Origin of the sequence: Pseudomonas sp. Pseusp88 (genome assembly GCF_047303955.1) — a bacterium.
Lineage (GTDB): Bacteria > Pseudomonadota > Gammaproteobacteria > Pseudomonadales > Pseudomonadaceae > Aquipseudomonas.
Window position 1 is genome coordinate 1 of the sequence record NZ_JBGLYM010000055.1, and the last position, 21,852, is coordinate 21,852.

The 21,852-nt window shown below is 58.3% G+C and carries 17 protein-coding genes and 1 pseudogene; 8 read left to right on the forward strand and 10 right to left on the reverse strand.

Features of this window, described 5'->3' with window-relative positions:
* Window positions 1-366: 366 nt before the first annotated feature.
* The 7 genes from ACCD02_RS31265 to ACCD02_RS31295 form a co-directional block, all read right to left on the reverse strand.
* Window positions 367-1,575: an ABC transporter ATP-binding protein gene (locus ACCD02_RS31265; protein ID WP_413310368.1), complete on the reverse strand. Its 1,209-nt coding sequence runs from the start codon at window positions 1,573-1,575 to the stop codon at window positions 367-369.
* A 1-nt stretch (window position 1,576) separates the two neighbouring features.
* Window positions 1,577-2,365: an ABC transporter permease gene (locus tag ACCD02_RS31270; protein ID WP_413310369.1), complete on the reverse strand. Its 789-nt coding sequence runs from the start codon at window positions 2,363-2,365 to the stop codon at window positions 1,577-1,579.
* Window positions 2,362-3,492, reverse strand: coding sequence for a glycosyltransferase family 4 protein (locus ACCD02_RS31275; protein ID WP_413310370.1), 1,131 nt, complete (start codon window positions 3,490-3,492; stop codon window positions 2,362-2,364). Before ACCD02_RS31275 ends, ACCD02_RS31270 begins: the two co-directional genes overlap by 4 nt.
* Before the next feature lie 244 nt (window positions 3,493-3,736).
* Entirely contained in the window at window positions 3,737-4,783 is a 1,047-nt protein-coding gene (gene gmd / locus ACCD02_RS31280; protein ID WP_413310372.1) for a GDP-mannose 4,6-dehydratase, read from the reverse strand.
* Window positions 4,780-6,201, reverse strand: a complete 1,422-nt coding sequence (locus tag ACCD02_RS31285; protein WP_413310374.1) for a TolC family outer membrane protein — start codon at window positions 6,199-6,201, stop codon at window positions 4,780-4,782. The genes gmd and ACCD02_RS31285 overlap by 4 nt, the downstream gene beginning before the upstream one ends.
* Window positions 6,198-7,523, reverse strand: coding sequence for an HlyD family type I secretion periplasmic adaptor subunit (locus ACCD02_RS31290; RefSeq protein WP_413310376.1), 1,326 nt, complete (start codon window positions 7,521-7,523; stop codon window positions 6,198-6,200). Before ACCD02_RS31290 ends, ACCD02_RS31285 begins: the two co-directional genes overlap by 4 nt.
* Window positions 7,524-7,536: 13 nt before the next feature.
* Entirely contained in the window at window positions 7,537-9,270 is a 1,734-nt protein-coding gene (locus tag ACCD02_RS31295) for a type I secretion system permease/ATPase (RefSeq protein WP_413310377.1), read from the reverse strand.
* 286 nt (window positions 9,271-9,556) lie between these two features.
* Between ACCD02_RS31295 and ACCD02_RS31300 the strand changes: the two genes are divergently transcribed.
* Window positions 9,557-10,681 carry a glycosyltransferase family 4 protein gene (locus ACCD02_RS31300; protein ID WP_413310379.1) on the forward strand — a complete coding sequence of 375 codons (1,125 nt, stop codon included), beginning with the start codon at window positions 9,557-9,559 and terminating at the stop codon, window positions 10,679-10,681.
* A gap of 628 nt (window positions 10,682-11,309) precedes the next feature.
* On the opposite strand, the gene ACCD02_RS31305 is transcribed toward ACCD02_RS31300, so the two are convergent.
* Window positions 11,310-12,062, reverse strand: coding sequence for a replication initiation protein (locus ACCD02_RS31305; protein WP_413310381.1), 753 nt, complete (start codon window positions 12,060-12,062; stop codon window positions 11,310-11,312).
* A gap of 649 nt (window positions 12,063-12,711) precedes the next feature.
* On the opposite strand from ACCD02_RS31305, the gene ACCD02_RS31310 reads away from it, so the two are divergent.
* The 4 genes from ACCD02_RS31310 to ACCD02_RS31325 all read left to right on the forward strand — a co-directional run bounded on the left by ACCD02_RS31310 (window position 12,712) and on the right by ACCD02_RS31325 (window position 15,515).
* Window positions 12,712-13,110: a hypothetical protein gene (locus ACCD02_RS31310; protein WP_413310383.1), complete on the forward strand. Its 399-nt coding sequence runs from the start codon at window positions 12,712-12,714 to the stop codon at window positions 13,108-13,110.
* 98 nt (window positions 13,111-13,208) lie between these two features.
* The gene (locus tag ACCD02_RS31315; protein WP_259110064.1) at window positions 13,209-13,841 is read left to right on the forward strand and encodes a ParA family protein; all 633 of its coding nucleotides are present in this window, start codon (window positions 13,209-13,211) and stop codon (window positions 13,839-13,841) included.
* The gene (locus ACCD02_RS31320) at window positions 13,838-14,158 is read left to right on the forward strand and encodes a hypothetical protein (protein ID WP_413310384.1); all 321 of its coding nucleotides are present in this window, start codon (window positions 13,838-13,840) and stop codon (window positions 14,156-14,158) included. The genes ACCD02_RS31315 and ACCD02_RS31320 overlap by 4 nt, the downstream gene beginning before the upstream one ends.
* A 328-nt stretch (window positions 14,159-14,486) precedes the next feature.
* Entirely contained in the window at window positions 14,487-15,515 is a 1,029-nt protein-coding gene (locus tag ACCD02_RS31325; RefSeq protein ID WP_413310385.1) for a DNA replication terminus site-binding protein, read from the forward strand.
* Here the strand turns inward: ACCD02_RS31325 and ACCD02_RS31330 are convergent.
* Together ACCD02_RS31330 and ACCD02_RS31335 are read right to left on the reverse strand one after the other, a co-directional pair.
* Window positions 15,490-16,680 (reverse strand): tyrosine-type recombinase/integrase, encoded by a 1,191-nt coding sequence (locus ACCD02_RS31330; RefSeq protein ID WP_413310387.1) that lies wholly within the window; start codon window positions 16,678-16,680, stop codon window positions 15,490-15,492. The genes ACCD02_RS31325 and ACCD02_RS31330 overlap by 26 nt on opposite strands.
* Before the next feature lie 198 nt (window positions 16,681-16,878).
* A complete protein-coding gene (locus tag ACCD02_RS31335) occupies window positions 16,879-17,097 on the reverse strand; it encodes a DNA-binding protein (RefSeq protein WP_413310389.1) in 219 nt (72 codons plus the stop codon).
* 351 nt (window positions 17,098-17,448) lie between these two features.
* Between ACCD02_RS31335 and ACCD02_RS31340 the strand changes: the two are divergent.
* The 3 genes and pseudogenes from ACCD02_RS31340 to ACCD02_RS31350 form a co-directional block, all read left to right on the forward strand.
* A pseudogene (locus ACCD02_RS31340) lies at window positions 17,449-18,513 on the forward strand (methyl-accepting chemotaxis protein); the annotation flags it as partial.
* Window positions 18,508-19,371: a methyl-accepting chemotaxis protein gene (locus tag ACCD02_RS31345; RefSeq protein ID WP_413310391.1), complete on the forward strand. Its 864-nt coding sequence runs from the start codon at window positions 18,508-18,510 to the stop codon at window positions 19,369-19,371. The pseudogene ACCD02_RS31340 and the gene ACCD02_RS31345, both read left to right, overlap by 6 nt.
* A 302-nt stretch (window positions 19,372-19,673) precedes the next feature.
* Window positions 19,674-21,566 carry a methyl-accepting chemotaxis protein gene (locus ACCD02_RS31350; RefSeq protein ID WP_413310393.1) on the forward strand — a complete coding sequence of 631 codons (1,893 nt, stop codon included), beginning with the start codon at window positions 19,674-19,676 and terminating at the stop codon, window positions 21,564-21,566.
* Window positions 21,567-21,852: the final 286 nt, after the last annotated feature.

The window sequence follows — 21,852 nt, forward strand, 5'->3', positions numbered from 1 at the left end:
AACCACAAAACTGTGGGAGCCCAGTCACCCTGGAACAGGGGTAACCCAAAACCTGTGGGAGCGGATTCATCCGCGAAAGGGCCGGGACAGACAATGCATGTTCAGCGCCTGAAACACCGCTTTCGCGAATGAATTCGCTCCCACAGGATCCCAGACAACACGGAAAAAAGGCACAACCACAAAACTGTGGGAGCCCAGTCACCCTGGAACAGGGGTAACCCAAAACCTGTGGGAGCGGATTCATCCGCGAAGGGGCCGGCACAATCGACGCATCTTTGTCGTTTGAACTACCGCCTTCGCGGATGAATCCGCTCCCACTCAACTCGCTTCCATAGGGTGGGAGTCAGCCTCCTCCCCCTCGATCAATCAAGCCTGGCTGAACTTCGCTTCCAGCGCGCAGACACCGGCGAAGTGTTTGTAGCCGCTGTGGCCCATGACATTGAACACGGCGGCCTTGTCCCACCAGTCGAAATTGTCTTCGATATGGTCGGCACCGCCGTGCAGGGCCAGGGTCAGGCTGTAGCTGCCAGGGCCGACGTTGAAGGCCGGGATTTCTACGGTCACAGTCTGTTCGACGCCGGCATTGACGCCCAGGTCGCGCATTTCGCCGCGCAGCCAGGTGTTGGTGCCGAAGATGTCGTAGCCGGTGCGGTCCTTGAACATGAAGCCCAGGGACAGATCGTAGATCGGCTGGTTAGCCTTGATTTTCAGGGTCAGGGTCAGCGGCGCGCCGACTTCGAGCATGTGCGCGGCCTTGCCGTTGCTGCTGATGGTCAGTTCTTCGATGCGTGCCTTGCCGTTGCCGGAGCGCCCGGCATACGGCGCGTTGACCGCCTGGGCCTGCAGGTTGCCTTCTTCTTTGCGCGCGATCAGCGAGTTGTAGAAGTCCAGTACGTCATCGGGTTTGCCGTCCATGAGCATCTTGTGATCGCCCAGCAGGATGGCGCGATCGCACAGGCTCTTGATCGCGCCCGGGTCGTGGGAGACGAACAGCAAGGTGGTGCCCTGCTCGCGGAAATCACGGATACGCGCGAACGACTTGTGCTGGAAGTAGGCATCGCCCACGGCCAGGGCTTCGTCGACAATCAGCACTTCCGGGCGCACGGCGGTGGCCACGCTGAAAGCCAGGCGCACGAACATGCCTGAGGAATAGGTGCGTACCGGCATGTCGAAGTAATGGCCGATCTCGGCAAAGGCTTCGATCTCGGGCATCAGCGCAACGATTTCTTCGCGCTCAAGGCCCTGCATGCGCCCGGCCAGGGCGACGTTCTGGCGTCCGGTGAATTCCGGGTGAAAGCCCATGCCCAGTTCCAGCAGCGCGGCGATGCGCCCGGTGGTGGTGATGGTGCCTTCAGTCGGCATGGCGGTGCCGGTAATCAGCTTGAGCAGGGTACTTTTACCGGCGCCGTTGACGCCGATGATGCCCACGGACTCGCCCTGCCCGACCTTGAAGCTGACGTCACGGATGATCCAGTTCTGATCGCGTTTGCACAGCCCGAGCCAGGTGCCCAGTGCGTGCCAGCGGCCTTTGAGTTTCGGATAGGCCTTCCCTACCTGGTCAACGAGAATAGTCATGTCAGATCTGATCGAGTAGGTCGTTGTAGCTGCGCTTGTACAACAGCACGGCCAGGAAGAAGACGATAACGCCGAACACCAGCGGGTAAACCAGCTGCATGCGCGAGATCGGCTCGCCCAAGAGGATTTTCTGCGCGTTGAGCACCAGGGAGAACACCGGGTTCCACGACAGCAGGCGCGCCACCGACTCAGAGAGAATGCTCAGCGGGTAGACGATGGGCGTGGCCCAGAACAGTGCCTGGAAGAACACGTCGGTCAACTGGCCGATGTCACGGAAGAACACGTTCAGGGTGGCCAGCAGCGCGCCGACAGCAATGCCCAGTACCACAGTGATGGCCAGCAGCGGGAAGATCAGCAGCGTACCCATCGACACCGGATAGCCCGACACCAGCATGAAGCCCAGTACCAGGACCAGCAGCATCACGGTGTTGAGCAGCGCCACGGCGATGACCGGGATAAACAGGATGAACTTGGGGAAGTTGGACTTCTTGATCAGGTTGGCGTGTTCCAGGAACACCCCTTTGCCGCGCTGAACCAGCTCCAGCAGCAGGTTCCAGGTAATCAGGCCGGCGCACAGGTAGATACTGTAGGCGTACTGGTGTTCGATGCCGGGCATGCGTGCCTGCATCAGGCGGGCAAAGATCACGGTGTAGATGGTGACCATGAACACCGGCGGCACGATCAGCCATAACGGGCCGAAGGTGGAGCCTGCATAACGGCTTTTGATCTCGCGCAGGGTGATGGCGTAGATCAGCCCACGAAAACGCAGGATGTCCTTGATAAACGTCATTGTGCTCGGCTCGCCATGTTCAGGAAGGTTCCTAGTTTTTGGGCCACATCGTCCCAGGTGCGGTGAAAAGCCGGGGCCGGCTGATGCTGCGCATGGGTGTAGAGGGCCTGAATGAGTTCGGGGAGATTGTCCGGAGCGACAAAACGCGGCCAGTGGCGGCCCGCTTCGCGTAGCACCAGGATGTCGCTGGCGATTACCGGGCAGCCCTGCATCGCCGCTTCCAGTACCGGCAGGCCGAAGCCTTCGTCACGGGGGACGTAAATCAGCGCGGTGCTGTTGCGGATCAGCCAGAGCAACGCCGGGTCGCTGAGGTTGGCAGCGTGGAACAGGCGTTGACCAAGCAGCGGGTGATTCTGCAAGCGCTCAACCAGGGAATCAACCTGCCAGCCGACTTTGCCCACGAACAGCAGGCGCGGGGTCCGGCCCTGGGCCCACAGGGTATCGAAGGCATCGAGGATCAGCGCATGGTTTTTGCGCGGCTCCAGGGTGCCCAGTACCAGGTACAGCGGATCGTCAGGGCTGGCCGGGGCCGGCAAATAGCCTTGGTATTGGGCAATCTGTTCGGCGCTGGAGTGCAGGTTGCAGAAGTCGCCACCATGGGCCAGGACCGCGACGGGCACGGTGTGGCCATCACGCCCAAGCAGCTCCTGCAAACGACCTTGCACGGCACTGGTCGGCACGAACAAACGCTCGGCACGCCGGGCCATCTGTTGCAGGTGATCGCCAAAGCGCTGTTCCAGTCCTTCGCGGAACCAGTCGGCGTGCTCCAGCGGCAACAGGTCGTGGACCATGCCCATCAGGCGGGCGCCACGGGCAAGTGCGGCGTCCACCGCCTGCCAGGGTTCGCCATACCAGGAAGCATCGAACATCAGCAGCACATCACCATCGCCCGGCTCGATCGGCTGGCCGGGCATCTGCGCGTGCTCGCCCAGACCCTGGCACGGGTGCGGCGCCAGTTCGGCATAGGCCTGCCAGTGTTCACCGGCGAAAGTCACGGCCAGGACTTGATAATCGGCACCGGCAAACTGCCGCTCGCAAGCGGCCAGCAGGCAGCGCACGACCCGTTGAATACCGGTGTGCAGGCCGGATTCGAGCAGGCGAGTGACGTCGAATAGCAGACGGTTCATGAACAGATCACTGCCTGACAGAACACAGCGTACTGTGGGAGCGGATTCATCCGCGAAAGGGCCCGTACAGTCGACACATCTTCATCGCCTGAAATACCGCTTTCGCGGATAAATCCGCTCCCACAGGGTTTGTCTGAATCCAGAGGGAATATTGGAGTTGCTTGAATAAAAATATGACTCACCAGAAGCAAGCACGCCCGCCGTCCGAACCAGGGGCTCGAACGGCGGGCGGCGCGGGCACTATTTAGAAGGATTTACCGCTTTTGACGCGCTCAAGGTCAGCATCGACCATCAGCTGGCACAGTTGCTCCAGGCTGGTCTTGGCTTCCCAGCCCAGTACGCGCTTGGCTTTTTCCGGGTCACCGATCAGCAGCTCGACTTCGGCCGGGCGGTAGAACTTGGGGTTGACCTGGATAACGGTCTTGCCGGTCTTGGTGTCGATGCCGTGTTCGTTGTCGGCACTGCCTTTCCATTCCAGCGAGATGTCCACGGCCTTGAAGGCCATCGACACGAAGTCACGCACGGTTTCGGTACGGTTGGTGGCCAGCACGAAGGTATCCGGCTCGTCGGCCTGCAGCATGCGCCACATGCCTTCGACGTATTCCTTGGCAAAACCCCAGTCGCGCTTGGCGTCCATGTTGCCCAGTTCCAGCACGTCCTGCTGGCCCAGGGAGATGCGCGCCACGGCGTCGGTGATCTTGCGGGTCACGAACTCTTTGCCGCGCAGTGGCGACTCGTGGTTGAACAGGATGCCGCTGGAACCGAAGATCCCGTAGGACTCGCGGTAGTTGATGGTCATCCAGTGCGCGTAGAGCTTGGCCACGCCGTACGGGCTGCGCGGGTAGAAGTCGGTGGCTTCGGTCTGCGGAACTTGCTGAACCTTGCCGAACATTTCCGAGGTCGACGCCTGATAGAAGCGGATCTTCGGGTTAACGATGCGGATGGCTTCGAGCAGGTTGACCGCGCCCAGGCCGGTGATTTCGGCGGTGGTCAGCGGTTGGTCGAAGGACACGCCGACGAAGCTCTGGGCGGCGAGGTTATACACTTCGCTCGGCTCGGCTTTCTGCATCAGGCGGATACTGGCGCTCAGGTCAGTCAGGTCGTGCTCGACCAGTTCCAGGTTCGGGTGGTTCAGGACGCCGACTTCGTCAAGGCGCCAGAAGTTGACCGAACTGGTGCGGCGGTAGGTGCCGTAGACCTTGTAGCCTTTTTCCAGCAACAGCTGAGTCAGGTAGGCGCCATCCTGACCGGTGATGCCTGTGATGATGACGGATTTGCTGGGTGTGCTCATTGTTTTGACTTCCGGTCGGGGACAGGGACTGGGTCCGTTGTGCTGTTATTGCTCAACCAAGCGTTGACGCTCTCGACACTCTCGGTGGACACCTTGCCGGCCCAGCGATTGAGAACGAACAGATTGGTAATGAAATCGTATTGGGTCTTGAGCAGATCACGTCGGGCCTTGAATTCGGCCTGGGTGGCGTTCAAAACGTCCACGGCGTTGACCACACCGTAAGCGAAAGATTTCTGCGAAGCGATGCTGGCCTGGGTCGCCGAATTCAGTGCGTTGACGTTAGCACGCATTTTTTCGACGTTGGAATCAGCCGTCAGGTACGCGTTGGTGGTCTCTTTGACCACCTGGCGGCGGGTCGCTTCCAGTTGCTGCTCGGCGCTGATCTGGTCCTGGACCAGGCCTCGCACGCGGGCAGAGGTCGAGCCGCCGCTATAGATAGGCACTTGCAGGACCAGGCCGGCTACATAGCTGTCGGTCTTGGGCGCCAGGGCGTTGTTATAGCCTTCGTTGGTGTTCTGCGCGCTGAGTTGCAGGGCCAGAGTCGGGTAATGCCCGGCCTTGCCGCCACGAACACCGGCTTCGGCGACATCAACAGCAGCGATGTTGGCCTTCAGGGTCGGGTTTTCCTGCAGCGCGTTCTGCACCCAGGTGTCCAGGCTCTGGTCGGAGACCTTGAACTGGGCATCGGTGCGGATACGGCTGAGTTTTTCCGTGACCGGACGGCCGACAATTTCCGACAGGGCGGCACGGCTGACGCGCACCTGGTTGCGGTCGTCGACGGCCTGAGCGGCCAGAGTATCGACCCGGGCACGCAGGTCGAGCACGTCGGTGATCATGGCCAGTTGCTTGGCGTACAGCGCGTTGACCCGGTCCAGGCTGCCCTGGTTGGTGCGCAGTTCAGCCTCGGTCAGCTCCAGTTCATCGTCTGCGGCCAGGGCAGCAAAGTAGCGCTGGGCCAGGTCCAGAGCGGCTTCTGCCTGGGCCTCGGCGCTTTCGGACTCGGTCTGGCTGATGGTTTTCTTGTACTTCTGGTAGTTCTCCCAGGCCGCCTTGTTATACAAGGCCTGGCTCAGGCTGATGCTGTAGTTCTCGCTGTTGTAGACCTGGTCTTGCAGTTCGTTGGTCTGCTTGATGCGGTTACCGCCTGCCTGCGCGGTGATTTGCGGCAGCAACGAACCGAAAGCCTCGTCCGCATGGGCCTGGCTGGCCAGATTACGGGCGTAGGACGCCAGAACCCGCGGGTCTTCAAGACGCGACTCGCGGTACAGCGACAGCAGGTCGGCTGTGTATGTCTTGGCACTGACGCTGGTGGCCGGTGGCTTGGCGGTCGCTGGTTCAGCAATCTTGACCTCGGCTGCCTGGATCTGCGCAGACAGCAAGCTCAACATCAGACAGGGGAACAGACGGCGCACAATCATTCCTCGATCAACGATTCAGTGATGGCATTACGGGCCGGTTGCAGAATGTACTGCAGCATAGTGCGTGAACCGGTGACGATCATGGCATCGGCCGGCATGCCTGGCACCAGTTTGCGATCACCCAGCTTCTTCTCACCGTCAGCCGTAACCCGCAGACGGGCCAGGTAGTAAGGCGCGCCGGTGCGTTCGTCGGTCAGGCGGTCAGCGGAGATCTGGATCACTTCGCCTTCGATTTCCGGGGTGGTCACGCTGTTGAAGGCGCTGAAACGGATTTTCGCCGGCTTGCCGATGGAAATACGGTCGATGTCCACCGGTTGTACGTGTACTTCAACGATCAGGTCGGACACCGAAGGAACGATATCCAGCAACGGCGTGGCTGCACGGACGATACCACCGACAGTGTGGACGGTCATGCCGATGACCATGCCGTCATCCGGAGCACGGATGACCACGCGGCTCAGGCGATCCTGATAGGCCGCGACACGTTCCTGCAGGTCGTAGACCTTGGCCTGGGTATCGGCCAGTTGCTTGACCACGTCCGAGTTGAAATCCTTGTTGCGTTGCAGGATCTGCAACTGGGTTTCGTTGATCTGCAGGCGGGTCTTGGTGATGGTTGAGTCGTGGTCGGCAATCTCGGACTTGAGCATGTCCAGCTTGCGCTGCTGTTCCAGCAGGCGCTGCTTGTCGACGAAGCCCTGGGCCAGCAGGTCGCTCAGCTCCTTGATTTCGCCGTTGTAGGATTTGCCCAGGCTGTTCTTGGTAGCGATCATGGCGCCCAGGCCCTTGATCTGCTCGTTCAGCTGGCCGACGCGCTCTTGCAGCACCGATATCTCGCCCAGACGGGCGTTGCGGCGGGCGTTGAAAACCTGGGTCTCGGTGGCCTGGGCTTCTTTGCCACGCGGGGTGTCGTGCTCGATCATGTCGCTGAAATCGATGCTGGTCTTGCCATCGCGCTCAGCACGCAGGCGCGCTTCGGTGGCCTTGGCCGCAACCAGTTGGCCGCGGTTGATTTCGTATTCGGCACGGACCTGAGAGTCATCCAGGACAATCAGCGGGTCGCCGGCCTTGACGGTGTCACCGTCGTGCACCAGCAGTTCCTTGACGATACCGCCTTCCAGATGCTGCACGGTCTTGCGGTAGGTCTGCACGGTGACCACGCCCGGGGCGTTGACCGCACTGTCGAGCGGCGCAACGGCCGCCCAGGTGCCAAAGATACCGAAGACGACAAAGATGATGCTGTAGCCAATGCGCCGCGACTTGGCGTCGGACGTGGGCAGGTCATGGAAGTTGTCGGCGGCGGTGGCAATCATATTTCGGTTCATCGACGTATTCCTGTCAGGCGCTGGTAGGCGCTGCGCCTGCGGTGGCAACCTGGTTTTTCTGGCTGTTGGCTTTGGCACTGAGTTCGGCCACCACCTGCTCGGTCGGCCCGAACATGCTGAGCAGACCATCCTTCATCACCAGCAGACGATCGAGCTGGGAGAGGATATTGGTGCGGTGGGTAATCACAAACACTGTCGAGCCTTCGGCCTTGAGGTAGGTCAGGGCATAGGACAGGGCGCGCTCGCCGATTTCGTCGAGGTTGGAGTTCGGCTCGTCGAGGATGATCAGTTTCGGTGTGCCGTACAGGGCACGGGCCAGGCCGACGCGCTGACGCTGGCCGCCGGAGAGGCTGACGCCGTCGCTGCCGATCACGGTGTCGTAGCCTTCGGGCAACAACAGGATCATTTCGTGGACGCCGGCCACTTTGGCGGCCTGCACGACCAGTTCCGGATCGACTTCACCGAAACGGGCAATGTTGTCGCCAACGGTGCCTTCGAACAGTTCGATGTCCTGGGGCAGGTAGCCGATGTGCGGGCCCAGTTCGATCTTGTCCCAGTTGCTGATATCGGCACCGTCCAGACGCACGGTACCGTGCTGTGGTGGCCAGATGCCCAGCAGCGCACGGGCCAGGGTCGATTTACCCGAAGCACTCGGCCCGATCACACCGACGATGGTGCCGGCCGGTACCGCGAAGCTGATGCCCTTGATGATGGCCACACGCGAACCCGGCGCGCCGACGATCATGTTTTCCACGCTGACGTTGCCCAGCGGCGCCGGCAGCGGCATGCGCTCAGGCTCGGACTGCAGCTTGGAAAGCATTTCATTGAGGCGGTTGTACTGACCGCGGGCGGCGATGAAGCCTTTCCAGCTGCCGATGATCAGATCGATTGGCGCCAGGGCGCGACCCAGCAGCACGGAACCGGCGATGATCAGGCCCGAAGAGATTTCATGGTTGACCGCCAGGTAAGCACCCAGGCCGAGAATCAACGACTGCACCATGACCCGGAAGCTTTTCGAGGCGTAGGTGATGTTGCCGCCCTTGTCGCTGGCTTCGGATTGCAGCAGCAGGACCTTTTTCTGACGCAAGGACCAGCGGTTGATCAAGTTATTGAGCATCCCCATGGACTCAATGACTTCAGCATTGCGCAGGTTCTTGGTGGTGTGCAGGCTGGCAGCCATGTTTTCGCGGTTGGCGTTGGCGATTGGCTTGCTGGTGGCCTTCTCGTTGGCGTAGGCCAGGATCAGCAGGACGATGGCGCTGGCCACAGCAGTCCAGCCGTACCATGGGTGAAACATGAACATCACGGCCAGGTAGATCGGCAGCCATGGGGCATCGAAGAAGGCGAACAGGCCGTTGCCGGTCAGGAACTGACGCAAGGCGGTCAGATCGCTCAGGGGCTGGGCCGAGGAGTTCATACCGCCGGTCGCGAGGGCCATTTTGAAACTGGCGCGGTACACATCGCGAGCGAGGATGACATCAAGCTTGGTACTGACGCGAATCATGATGCGCGAACGCACCCACTCAAGCAGACCGGTGGTGATGGTGAGAATGACCATGATGAAGGTCAGCACAGCCAGGGTGGTCATGCTGCCACTGGTGACCACACGCCCGTAGACCTGGAGCATATAAAAGGTAGGAACCAGCATCAGGGCATTCACGAACAAACTGAAAATACCGACTGATATGAAACTGCCTTTACAAGCTTTTAACGCAGCCTGCAAGCTGTTTTCATCGACGTTACGCATAATTTCCTAACTGCCACGGGGTATGGAAAAGCGCGGGAGTGTAACACTCGACTAACGAGTGATAAATGAAAAAGCTGTCAGTGGAATCAGACGACAGTATTTTCCTACGTAGGATCTTTCCTAGATTTAATGTTGCAACGTCTTCAAACACACAGATAAAAGTCCGCGCATCTTGGTCGGACCTTTCGCCTTGCGGCATAATCCGTGTTTCACAATTCGCATCATGTTGTTCCGTCGTGGACACACACGAAGTCGATCTTTCGCCCGCTGTCCATACGAGCTTTTCATGCGCATTCTGCATTTCTTCAAAACCTATTACCCGGACACCACCGGCGGCATCGAGCAAGTCATTTTCCAGCTGTGCCAGGGCGGTCGTGCCCTGGGCATCGACAATCAGGTCCTGACGCTCAGCCCCAACCCCTCCCCTGCGCGGATTCAGGTGGCCGATCACCCGGTCACGCGGGTCAAGGAGAACTTCAACCTGGCTTCCACCGGGTTCTCCGCCCAGGTGTTTGGCACCTTCAAGGACATGGCCGCCGAGGCTGATCTGGTGCACTTCCACTTCCCCTGGCCGCTGATGGACCTGGTGCATTTCGCCACGCGCCACGGCAAGCCGACGGTGCTCAGTTATCACTCGGATGTCATCAAGCAGCGCCATTTGCTCAAGCTTTACCGGCCCTTGATGCACGCGTTCCTGTCACGCATGGACCGCATTCTGGTGGCTTCGCCTAACTACCAGCGCACCAGCACCACGCTCAAGCCGTTCGTCGATAAGACCGTGGTCGTGCCTTATGGCCTGGATCAGGCGGCCTATCCGGCCGTCGCTCCGGCAACCGAGGAGAAATGGCGACAGCGCGTACCGCCAAAGTTTTTCCTGTTCGTCGGCGTGCTGCGTTATTACAAAGGCCTGGACAGCCTGCTGCTGGCCCTGGAAGGCGTGGATTATCCGGTGTTGATTCTCGGTGGCGGCCCCCAGGAACAAGAGCTCAAGGCCATGGCGCAGACCCTGAAGCTGCGCAATGTGCAGTTCCTCGGGCGCCTGGATGATGAGGACAAGGTGTGCCTGCTGCAGATGTGCTACGCCCTGGTGTTCCCGTCGCACATGCGCTCGGAGGCCTTCGGCATCTCCCTGGTGGAGGCGTCGATGTACGGCAAGCCGATGATTTCCTGCGAAATGGGTACCGGTACTACCTTCGTCAACCTGCATGAGCAAACCGGCCTGGCCGTGCCGCCCAACGAGCCGCCAGCCCTGCGCGCAGCCATGACCCGACTCTGGGATAACCCCGTCGAAGCCGAAGGTTTTGGTGCCAACGCACAACTGCGCTTCAAGCAGCTTTTCACTGCCGAGCACATGTGCGCGACCACTGCACAGATCTATCAACAAGTGCTGGCCGAGAAAGCCGTTGATTGATGAGTTAAACCCTATGGAGTGACTTAACGCTGCAGGGTTATGTATCACTCATGAAACACTTTTGAACTCTTACTCTTCAAAGTAATGAGTCGTTATTTATTAAAACTTTTCTTTATAAGACATTACAGCTGAACCGGAGCTGTTAATGCTATTTTTTGGCGTTAGATGCTGATGGGCAATCCACGGCAATGCCTGGTAATCGCTGCAAACACCAACCTGTAAGAGCTGCCAAAGGCTGCGAATGGGCCTACCTGATACACCGCTTTCGCAGCCTTCGGCAGCTCCTACGGATCGGCATTCCAAATCATGGCTTTGTCTGGCTGGTAGCGGCAGGCATGGAAATACCCGCTATCGACTACAAATTCCGGCTATGGAAATTCAGTTATCTAGCTAGATATATTGATAGCTATCTTTACGGATAAAAGGTGTCATCCCGCTCACTGAACACCGGATATCCCTCTATTTTGGTTTCTCGAAAGCCCATCCGGTGCTTTCTTCTATATAGAAGGAAGCTTCTTGCTGCGCCCTTTCCTACAGCTATCGACTACAAATTCCGGCTATGGATATCTATCCTGATATCTTTAAAGCTATCTAGCTATAAAGATAGCTATAAAGATAATCTACTGATTTATATATCATTTTCCAGAATTACAAGCTGCTCATGGGGAATGGCCTCCATACCATCCTCCAGGGAAAGACGCATTTGCGCCGCCTCCTGGAAGCGAAACATCAGGCTTTTGACAGTCTTGCCTTCAGTGATGGTCTGGTAGGTGATGGTGATCCCGGACTTGGCGGTGATCTCGGCAATGGACGGCGCGATGACACGCTGGCGCAGGTTGTTGAAGCGCTTGTAGCTGTCGCCCAGGTCGAGAAGGATGCGCAGTTTTTCCACTTCGATGATCAGCACGCCGGTGCTCTTGAACTGCATCATCAACTCGAACAGGCGGAAGCTGTGCATGGAGTTGAGGTTGGCCACACGGCGCAGATCGTAGGAGGTCAGTTTGCTGTTGAGCATCGACAAGTAGGGGATAACGTCCACGGTGAAGTTCAGCGTGACGCGGCCCTCGCCCTCGGCATAGGCCGCCTTGTAAACCCAGCGGATGCGCGTGCGGTTCTTGCCGTCGAAGGTCTGGATATCACGCTCGTAGAGCGAGTCGGCGGCTTCCTTGAGATTGGTGTAGGCAAAGCGGATCGGCACGCCGTAGATCTCGGCGAAGCTGGCCGCCGTCACGGTGATCTTGGACGGCATGGGCTTGCGCGGATCAACCTGGGCAATGGCGGCCAACAGCAGGCGCTGCTCCTGCAAGGTCAGGCGATAGGATGCGCTGATCAGGTCATTGGCTTTGGTTACCAACAACAGCGAGGGTTCTTTGGAGGTCATCGACTCATACCGACTCTGGAATGAGTCGATAGTACCAAGCCTGACCCACAATGCATCTAGCCGGAATTTGTAGTCGTTAGACCAAATGTGTCTCACGGGAGAGACAGGCAGAACAATGGCTATTAGCCATAGCCGCAATCTGTAGTCGTTACAAAATCGGTCGATAGCCGGAATTTGTAGTCGATAGGCGAGAAAATGCCTTGAGGGGGAAATGGTTTCAGGATGTAAGCCCTGGCAAACCCTGAGAAAGAGCTGGCAAACGGCCATAGCCGGAATTTGTAGTCGATAGAACCCGGGCTGGATAGCCGGAATCTGTAGTCGTTACGGGGAAAACGGTCTTTAGCCGGAATTTGTAGTCGTCAGATGCTGTTCTGAACGTCGTAGGAAACCGTAACTCGTTCAAATGCCTGTGGATAACAGCCGGAATCTGTAGTCGTCATAGCTGAAATCTGTAGTCGTGAGAGCTGGAATTTGTAGTCGACATAGCCGGAATTTGTAGTCGTATAGCCGGAATCTGTAGTCGTTGCACCGCTGGAGGCCACGTAAATCAAGGGCTGTAGCGATCCTAAAAACAAGCTTTAAAAACAAGCTTTAAAAACAAGAAAAAAAGATTTTAAAAACGCGAGCGCGAAAGCTGATTTTTTTCTGGTTGAAGATCAAAAGCGAAAAGCGAAAAAGCACGCCGCGCCCAAACGCCCTGAGAGCTCGCACAGGCGTAAAAGAGCGCTTTCAGCCAGCAGGTACCAGCAGTAATCGCTATTTACGCCTCTCAGAGCGCCACGGACGCCTTGAAGGCGTGTTTTCAGCGGTCTTCCAGCCTGTAAAAACCGCCAAATCACAATTTTTGCTGCTGGAAACAGGCTTAAGCACTGAAGTCCCGCACTCTGAACCCGCAGGCAAAGGCCTAAGCCGCCATAGCGAATGGATCGCCGACCTGGTCAATTGGATCAGCATCGCCACTTGGAAAAATCCCGCACAAAAATCAGACACAGCCTACATGACAGAACCCATCGCCCAGCAAAAAAATCGGACGAAACCCGCAGGCTAAAAGGGTTGTGGACTATAGATAGCTATATAGATAGATAGCTATAATAGCAGCTGAGTTACAGCTATCTATCTGGCTATCTATCTGAACAGGACGTCCACGTGACCATTTTTGCTTGTGTGAACACCAAAGGCGGTGTCGGAAAAACCACGACCGCCGTGCACCTGGCCACCTTGTTGGCCATACGCGGTAAAACATTGCTGATCGACGGTGACCCCCAGGCCAGCGCTGCGAGCTGGGCGGCCTGGCGTCGTGATAATCCAGAATACAGCCCAAGCCCGACCACGGTTTGTCTGCAGGGCAAGGCGATCAACTCAGAGGGTCGCCAGTTGGCCAGCTCTTATGAGCACGTCGTCGTGGACGCCGGTGGTCGTGATTCGGTCGGCCTGCGTTCGGCTTTGTTGCTGGCTGAAGTGGTCATCGTGCCTGTCGGTGCCAGTTCTTTTGATGCCGCGGCCATGACCGATCTGTTGACCGTGGTCGACCTGGCCCGTGACTACAACCCGGACCTGGATGTACGCATGCTGCTGTCCCGGGTCGATACCCGCACCAAGGACACCGGCGAAATGCTGACCTTCCTGGAAGAGCAATCTTTCAGTGTGTTCAAGACCAAGATCTGTGAGCGTGTGGCTTTCCGTCGCTGCATCAGTGAAGGCGCCATCGTTCACGAGCTCAAGCGCGACCACGCGGCTATTCAGGAAATGAACGCATTCGTTGCCGAGGTGTTGGGATGATCAAGGCCAAGCCGGATATCAAAAGCTTCAAAAAGGACCCAACGGAATTTCTCGAAGGAGGGGAGGCCGACAAAGCCATGGCAAAAAAGCCGATTGAGGCTCAAAGCGCTCCGGCTGAAGAACCCAAGGTCCAAACCATCCAGACCATCGAAGTTTTCAAGCCAGAGCCGACAGTGCAGAAGTTGTTTCGCCTGCGCTGGGACATCGCCAACGCTTTGAAAATTGGCGCAGCCCAGGAATCAGCCCGTACCGGTAAGCGGGTTACCGAGACCGACATTGTTCAGCAGCTGCTGATGAAGCACTACCAGCTCAAGTAGCTATATAGATAGCTATGCGGTAGATATCTATGTCATTAGCTATCCGCCGTGCAGGTATCCTTGCTCCTCAGAATGACCCGCTGCAATGGCCAGGGCGGGTCAGCCAAAACACCAACGGATTCGTAGCCAGTAGGTGATAACGATAGCTAGATATATAGCTATCTATTCATTATGGAGAATAAGCATGCCAATACCACCCCTAACGAAGCCCTTTTCTAACTACGCTCTTTTCCCTTCCCCTGACGAGTCTGAGAAGCGCCGAAGGAGAAAGGGCGAGGGCATATGGGTTGAGCTATAGTAGGGGTGGTATTAAATATGAGATAGGACCATGCTGACGGATATTACAGCTGCCCATGCTTTATTAGTGGCGCACCTTGAAGCTTTCCAGCTCCGCTGGCCACGGCTGGTGGTCAGCGGTAAGGCCTGGCAGCTGCCCGTATTGGCGGAGCAAAAGGCCCCCGATCTGATCGAGGTGCAGGCCCTGGAAGGCGAGGCCGCCATCGCTGCAACGTTGCGCGCCATGAGCACGTTCGAACGCGAACCTGGCCAGGCGCCCGGTACTGTGATGCGTTTGCCGGGCTATTTCGTGATGCGCGAAAGCGTGCTTGAGCCGATCCGCGAGATCAATCTGCTCAAGGATCAACTGTTGATGGCCATCGAGCAGACGCGCGTCGAGCTGAACCTGGCACCGACTGCCCGCTCGAAAATCCTCCGTCAGGCCCTGGGCTATCAGTTCAGCATGAAGCAGCTCGCCCGTCACAGCCAGGCGTTCGACGTATGTCCGCGTCTGCTGGTCTTCACCTGGGCCGGGCACACCACCGGTGGTGAGCGGATTGCCGTGGGCAAGGTTCGCGAGTATCTGGACAAGGCTGCCGAGCAACAAGCGGCAAAGGAGGGCGTCGCCCTGGAGCAGACCCAGGCCGGGGCGGAGCTGCGGCGCATCGTCAATCTGTCGGACCAGGCCACGCTGATCAAGTACAAGAAGGTCGCGCCGCACCCGCGAGCCATGGTGTATTTTTCCGGAAGCTCGCGTTACGACGCCATGATTCACGCCAACCTGCCGATGTTCGTACTGGCCGGAGAGGAACCCACAGTCGTGCATGATCTGCGCGATTTTGACCGCCATGCACGCCAGGCCGAGCGCCCTGACAAAAAGTCGCGGATCGAGGTCATCCCCCGGATGAACCTGTACCTCAACCCTGAAGACCTGGTTGGCCAGCTCCCCCCGCTCGAACCCGTGAGCCGACCCAGCAGCGTCGAATCAACCTACTCACAATCATCGCCACGCATACCGCTAATAAAGAAGAAGGCCAACAGCGCCCAACTCGGGCTTAACCTGCACGGACCTGAAGACTGAGGGGGACCTCGGCCCCTTCCTGGATAAAGGCCGCCCACTCCTGCATCAGCAGTCGGCGCTTATCCAGCAGATCACTGCGGTTATAGGCAGCCTGGACCTTGTCATCGAGGCTGTGCGCCAGGGCCATTTCACAGACTTCACGGGGGAATTGCGTATGTTCTGCGGCCCAGGTACGGAAGGTCGAGCGAAAACCGTGGGGGACGTATTCGCTGACGCCGAGCTCGTCCATGGTCCGGCGTAGCGCATTGCCAGGCAGAGCGGCCGACTGCCGGGCATTAGGGAAGACATAGCGTGAATGCTTGCCTGCCTGCTGGGCCAAAACCTGCAGCGCACTGGTGGACAAGGGCACACGATGCAGTCTGGCGGCCTTCATGCGCTGTGCGCCGATGGTCCAGATGCCGCTGGCCAGGTCGAACTCATCCCAAAGCGCGCCGCAGATCTCCGCACTGCGGCAGGCGGTGAGAATCAGTAATTCGCAGGCTCGCGCCGCCGTACTGTCCAGGCTATCGAGCTGGCGCATAAAGGTGCCAACCTCGGCTGCCGGCATCGCCGCAAAGTGCATCTGAACACGCTTTTGCCGGGGCAGCAGTTTGTCCAGATGGCCACGCCAGCGTGCCGGGTTTTCCCCGTCGCGCAGCTTGCGGGCCTTGGCGGCATCGAGTACCAGCTCGATGCGATTACGTAGACGAGACGCGGTTTCCGGGATCTGCTGCCAGATCGGCACCAACACCTGCAAGACCTGATCAGTGTCGATCAACGCTACCGATCGCTCACCCAGCAACGGATAGACATGATCGCGCAGCGAATGCTGCCATTGCTGGGCGTGGCGGGCATTCTTCCAGCTTGGCCGGTGAGTGCTGATGTAGCGCTCGGCTTCCTCGCGAAAGGTCACTCGCACCTGCGCTGCGTTGGGTTCCGGCCGGGCCATGGGGTCATGCCCCTGGGCCAGCTTCAGGCGCAGGGTATCAAGCGCAAAGCGTGCGGCCTTCAGCGAGACCGCCGGAAAGCTGCCCAACCCCAGGTCATGGCGCCGGCCGGCACGCTGATAACGAAAAACCCAGCGCTTGCTACCGCTGGCCCCGACACGCAGCAACAAACCACGTTCATCGTGGTAGCTGCCCGGGGTTTGCACGGTTCTGACAAAGGTCTGGGTCAATTTGCTCATAAAAGGCTCGATAGGGCCAAGACCCACAAGGCGCATATTTTACAGCGTAATGTACGAGGTGGATCCCTCCGCGTACATAGACCATTTTACGCCGTATTTATTGGATCAATTTGTAAGGTCTCAGATATAGCCCACACTTTACCCCACAGCCTGCACCGCCGTGTATCCGTAGAGGAAAAGAGATCAGGTCATCGTGAATCAGTGGCCGCCGATTTCGCCATCGTCGCGGCTGCTCGCCTTGATGCCAAGGCATACCGCTGCCGCATGGGATTTTCCGCGCTTGCCTTTTTTGTGGCCGGACAACACCTGATAGGTCGTGGATGGGCACAGATCGTGCTCACGGGCAAATTCCTGTACCGATTTACCTTGCTCGTCCAGCCAGGCTTTTGCTTGGGATAACGTACGCAACACTGGCATGTTCATGGCCTTTTGACTTTAGCCAAGTGTAGGGGAATTCGAAGGTTATAAAATCACCCCAAAGCTACATTTTACAAAGTACTCCATCCAATCAGATGCTTACACCCATCAATCTACCAAAATGGTGCCCCCTCGAATGGATGTAGATAGCCAGCGACTGATTGCCACATTGACTTTATAGGCTGGAAAACTGGCCATAATGCCATCATCCGATAGTCTCTAAATCTCAGTCGGAAATTCGTTTCAGCTCTGCAGAACTCGGCCGATAGTGTTTGACCGACCTTTACGCTGGCCGAACAACAACAATTTTCCAGCTGCCTGATGCCCAAGAAATAGACACTGGAGAATTATATGAATAGCTGGTTCGCCAATATCAGCGTCAACTTGAAACTTGCCCTGGGCTTTGGTCTGGTCCTGGTTTTCACTGCCCTGCTTGCACTGGCCGGCTGGACCAGCCTGGACAGCATGATCAACCGCAGCAACTGGATGGGCGATATCGCCGATCTCAACAGTCAGCTGACCAAACTGCGCGTCGTACGCCTGCAATACATGCTGGCCAACGGCGACGAGGCCCTTGCGCAGTCCGTACAAAACGCCAGTGCTGACCTGCGCAAGCAGCAGGAAAAACTGCTCGCAATGTTCAAGAGCCCGGAAAACATCAAGCTGCTGCAACAGCTCGGCGGCGTGATCAGCGACTACGACAAGTCCCTGAGCGCAATGCGCAAAGGCTATATAGAAGGCAACGCCACGCGCACCGAAATGGGTGTGCAAGCCGTCAAAGGTGCGGCGCTGATAGCCCAGATCAACGACGATGTCGCCAGGATGCCGCCCGATGACGCCCGTCGCTTCGAACTGAATCAGGCCATTACCAAGGCCCGGGAAGACTTGATGCTGGTGCGTTATGAAGTGCGCGGCTATACCGCGAACGTCAATGCCGATACCGAGCAACTGGTGGCCAAGCAACTGGAAAGCGCCATCAATGGTTTGCAGGCGCTCAATAGCGCCTTTGGCGACACCCAGGGCGAGCGCCTCAAACAACTGGAAGGCGCACTGACCAACTACCGCACGGCGGTACAGAACTTCAAGGCGGCCTACGCCAACATCGTCCAGGCCCGCAAGGAAATGACCGATCAAGGCCAACTGATCGTAAAGATCTGCGATGAGCTGTCGAACCTGCAAATCACCCGTCGCGACCAGGAAAGCGCTCAGGCCCGGACGCTGCAACTGAGCTGCACGGTACTGGCCCTGTTGCTGGGCATCCTTGCTGCCGTCCTGATTACCCGCCAGATCACCCGGCCGTTGCGCGACACCTTGACCGTGGTTGAACGCATTGCTTCGGGCGACCTGAGCCACGACATGGTCGTGACCCGGCAAGATGAAATCGGCGTGCTGCAACAAGGCATTCAGCGCATGGGCAGCACCCTGCGCAACCTCATTGGGGGCATCCGCGATGGCGTCACCCAGATTGCCAGCGCCGCCGAACAACTCTCCGCCGTCACCGAGCAGACCAGTGCCGGCGTCAACAGCCAGAAGAACGAAACCGACCAGGTGGCCACCGCCATGCACGAGATGTCGGCCACCGTCCACGAAGTCGCCCGCAATGCCGAACAGGCCTCGATGGCCGCTTCCCAGGCCGATGAGCAGGCTCGCGCCGGCGACCAGGTAGTGATCCAGGCCATTACCCAGATCGAGCGTCTGGCCAGTGAAGTCGGCCGTTCCAGTGACGCCATGGGCGAACTGGAACAGGAAAGCGCCAAGATCGGCAAGGTCATGGACGTGATTAAGGCCGTGGCCGAGCAAACCAACCTGCTGGCCCTCAACGCTGCTATTGAAGCGGCACGCGCCGGGGAAGCCGGGCGCGGTTTTGCCGTGGTCGCCGACGAAGTCCGTGGTCTCGCCCAGCGCACCCAGCAATCCACCGAGGAAATCGAAAGCCTGGTCGCCGGCCTGCAGAACGGCACCCGCCAGGTGTCGAGCATCATGCTCAGCAGCCGCGAGCTGACCGACAGCAGCGTGGAACTGGCACGAAAAGCCGGGACCTCCCTGGAAAATATCACGAAAACCGTGTCGAACATCCAGGCCATGAATCAACAGATCGCTACAGCAGCCGAGCAACAAAGCTCGGTGGCTGAGGAGATCAGCCGCAGCATCCTGCACGTGCGTGATGTCGCCGAGCAGAGTGCGTCGGCCAGTGAGGAAACCGCAGCATCGAGCGTCGAACTGGCGCGACTGGGCAGCCAATTACAGCAAATGGTCAGCCATTTCCGCATCTGATCGCGACCTTTTCAGCGCTCCAGAAACCCGGCCTTGTGTCGGGTTTTTCTTTGTTGCGACACAAATGTTCAAGACAGATAAGTGTTTTCTCTGAAAACTGATGGCAACTAGCCATCTTTATGCGTTATTCATCTAATCATCTATACGAATTTTAGTTAGACTAGTGCCCCTTCTTAATGACCGCATCGTTGCCCCTTAGTGGAAATACGCGTTTTTAACGCCACTAACAGGACGCTCGTCCAGCTTCTGCGGCTGACTACCAAAGGACTGCAATGAACTCTTGGTTCGCGAACATTAGCGTCATGCTCAAACTGGCCATGGGCTTTACCGTCGTATTAGTGCTGACAATTCTGCTGGCTGCGACCGGCTGGAGCAGCCTGAACAAAATGATCGATCGCACCGATCGCATGACCAGCATCACCGAGCTCAACACCCGCCTGGACCACTTGCGCCGCGCTCGCCTGCAATATCTGGTCGACAAAGGCGACGAGCAAAAGGGCGCGCTGATCCAGACCTCCCTGGAACAGTTTATCGCTCAGCAAAAAACGCTCGCACAGCAACTGCGCAGCCCGGAAAACCTGCAAAAACTGGCACAGATCGGCGAAGCCAGTACCCGTTACCAGACCGCCCTGAATGCCATGCGCGAGGCCTATCGCAATGACGCTGCCATGCGTAAGGAAATGGGCGTCAATGCGGTCAAGGGGGCGGCGCTGATCGGCAAAATCATCGATGACGTCGAGGCCCTGCCCGCCAGCGATGAAGGCCGCTACGGGATGCTCAAGGTTATTCTCAAGGCCAAGGAAGACCTGGCCCTGGTGCGCTACGAAGTGCGCGGTTACACCGGCAACCCCAACAGCACCACCGAACAGGCCGCCGCTCGCCAGATGGACAATGCCATCAAGGGCATCGACACCCTCAACAGCACGTTTGGCGGCACCCATGCCGACACCGTCAAACAGCTGGAAACCGCGTTGCTGAACTACAGGCGCTCAGTGCTGGATTTCACCGCCACTAACCAGGCCATTATCCAGGCGGTACAAGTCACCGTTGACCTGGGCGAAACCATCACGCGCCTGACCAGCGACATGTACGCCAACCAGTTGATCTCCCGCGACACAGACGCCAGCCAGGCCCGCATCTTACAATTGAGCTGCGCCGCCCTGGCGTTGCTGTTGGGTATCCTCGCCGCTGTCCTGATCACCCGCCAGATTACCCGACCGTTGCAGGACACCTTGGTGGTGGTCGAGCGCATTGCTGCCGGCGACCTGAGCCATCACCTGATTGTGACCCGCCGGGACGAAATCGGCGTACTGCAGCAGGGCATCCAGCGCATGGGCGCAACCTTGCGCGATCTGATCGGCGGCATCCGTGACGGCGTCACCCAGATTGCCAGCGCCGCTGAAGAACTCTCCGCTGTCACCGAGCAGACCAGCGCTGGCGTCAACAGCCAGAAGACCGAAACCGACCAGGTGGCCACTGCCATGCACGAGATGTCGGCCACGGTCCATGAAGTAGCGCGTAACGCCGAGCAGGCCTCTCAGGCGGCCTCTGAAGCCGATAAGCAAGCCCGCGACGGCGATCAGGTGGTCGCCCAGGCAGTGGCCCAGATCGAACGCCTGGCCAATGAGGTCGGGCGCTCAGCCGTGGCCATGAACGAGTTGGAACAGGAGAGCGCCAAGATCGGCAAGGTCATGGACGTGATCAAGACTGTCGCCGAGCAGACCAACCTGCTGGCCCTCAACGCCGCCATTGAAGCGGCCCGCGCCGGGGAAGCCGGGCGCGGTTTTGCCGTGGTCGCCGACGAAGTCCGCGGCCTGGCCCAGCGCACCCAGCAATCCACCGAGGAAATCGAGAGCCTGGTCGCCGGCCTGCAGAACGGTACCCGCCAGGTGTCGAGCATCATGCTCAGCAGCCGCGAGCTGACCGACAGCAGCGTGGAACTGGCGCGCAAGGCCGGTACGTCCCTGGGCAGCATCACTCAGACGGTCTCGAGCATTCAGGCCATGAACCAGCAGATTGCCGCCGCCGCCGAACAGCAAAGCTCGGTAGCCGAAGAGATCAGCCGCAGCATCCTTAACGTGCGCGACGTCTCCGAACAGACCGCCTCGGCCAGCGAAGAAACCGCCGCCTCCAGCATCGAACTGGCACGGTTGGGTAACCAGTTGCAGCAGTTGGTCAGCCATTTCAAGGTTTGATGGATTAACACACGTAACCGTAGGAGCCGGCTTGCTGGATAGCGTCATGTCAGCCAATGAAGAGATTGACGGGTCCACCGCTATCGCCAGCAAGCCGGCTCCTACATGGGAATCTCATTCCAGATCATGGTCTTGGTTAACTATCAATTTCAGCAATGATCGGTACCAATCGCATTGACTTCTTAATAAATCCCAGCGGCGTAGCATTGCCTCCATACCGAGTTAACAACGACTTCTAACCGATCTGGAGCAACTACCATGAAAACTTCCAAACTGATTTTCGGCC